The sequence below is a fragment of the Sphingomonas sp. T1 genome (assembly GCF_902506585.1).
Classification (GTDB): domain Bacteria; phylum Pseudomonadota; class Alphaproteobacteria; order Sphingomonadales; family Sphingomonadaceae; genus Sphingomonas; species Sphingomonas aerolata.
On sequence record NZ_LR733902.1, the window covers coordinates 1 to 1,504 of the forward strand.

Here is a 1,504-nt window from a genome sequence, read left to right on the forward strand (position 1 = left end):
CGAGACTGTTGAAAAATGGCGGCTTGCGAAGGGGCTGGAGGCGTGATTCACTCCTATCAGGCGGTAGGGGATAACGGACATGATGGGTCGGCAGGTGGCGCAAGGCGCACTGTTCTACGGGTTCCGGCTCGACGATCATGTGCCTGCCGACCACCTGCTTCGACGCATCGACGGGCTGCTCGACTTCGGTTTCGTGCGCGAGGCGCTGGCGGCGAGCTACAGCACGGGCGGGCGGCCCTCGATCGATCCGGAACTGATGCTCAGGATGCTGTTGATCGGCTACCTGTTCGGCATTCGCTCGGAACGCCGCTTGTGCGAGGAGGTGCACCTCAACCTCGCCTATCGCTGGTTCTGTCGGCTCGATCTGGCTGACCGGGTGCCCGACCATTCGACCTTCTCCAAGAACCGGCACGGCCGCTTCCGCGCCTTCGACCTGCATCGCCTGCTGTTTGAGCAGGTAGTCTCGCGGTGCGCCGCGGCCGGGCTGGTAACGGGGCGCGACTTGGCGGTGGACGGCAGCACGATCATGGCCGACGCCAGCCGCGAGAAGAAGCTGAAGGGGGCCGACGCCGCAGACGAGCTTCGTGCCGGGGAAAGCATATCGCGACCCGTCGCCGAATATTTGGCAGCGCTCGATGCCGCGTTGCCGCCGGACCCCGACGAACCGGCGCCTGTCGATCCGACCAGCATCTCGCCGACCGACCCGCAGGCGGCGCTCACCTGCAAGCACGGACCGGCGCGCTACGCATACGCCATCAACCCCCTGCTCGATCTCGACACCGACTGCATCCTCGATGTCGAGGCGACGCCCGCCCGCTTTGCAGCCGAAGTGGCGGCGACCCGGACGCTGGTGTCACGCGCCGGCACCAGGCTGGGCATCGAACCCGCCAGTCTCTCGGCCGACAAGGCGTATGGTAGCGGTCCGCTGCTCGGCTGGCTGATCGACCGGAACATCACGCCATACATCCCGGTCATCGACCGGACCCGCCAGCGGGACGCCTTCTTCACCCGGGATGCCTTCCGCTACGACCGGGAAGCGGATGCCTACCGCTGTCCGGCGGACAAGCTGCTCGGCTATTGCGGCACCAACCGGACCAAGCAGGTGCGCGTCTACCGAAGCCGGCCGGCCGATTGCGCCGCCTGCGAGCTGAAGCCGCAATGCACCATCGGTCCGAAGCGGGGTGTCACCCGGCTCGTCAGCGAGGAAGCCCGCGATACCGTGCGCGCCCTTGCCGGCACCGACGCCTATGTGCACGCACGGCGTCGAAGACAGCGGATCGAGCGCGTGTTCGGCCACCTGAAACGCAACCTGGGGCTACGAACGCTCAAGCTGCGGGGCCTGTCAGGAGCCGCAGAGGAGTTCACCATGGCCGCCGCGGCATACAACCTTCAGCTGCTCGCCCGGCAGGCCGCGCCAGCCTGATAACGCGGCGCATCCTCCGGTGTCCGGCGTCACCAGCCATCCGCCACGCCGATTTCGCGCAGGCCTTTTTCAACGGTCTCG

General features: G+C 67.0%; 1 protein-coding gene. It reads left to right on the forward strand.

Annotated features, from left to right (window positions below; genetic code table 11):
- Positions 1 to 79: 79 nt before the first annotated feature.
- The gene (locus GV027_RS20035) at positions 80 to 1,423 is read left to right on the forward strand and encodes an IS1182 family transposase (protein WP_159513407.1); all 1,344 of its coding nucleotides are present in this window, start codon (positions 80 to 82) and stop codon (positions 1,421 to 1,423) included.
- Positions 1,424 to 1,504 lie beyond the last annotated feature (81 nt).

Coding starts and splice junctions, on each gene's coding strand:
- GV027_RS20035 (WP_159513407.1), top strand. CDS start 80: ATGATGGGTCGGCAGGTGGCGCAAGGCGCACTGTTCTACGGGTTCCGG.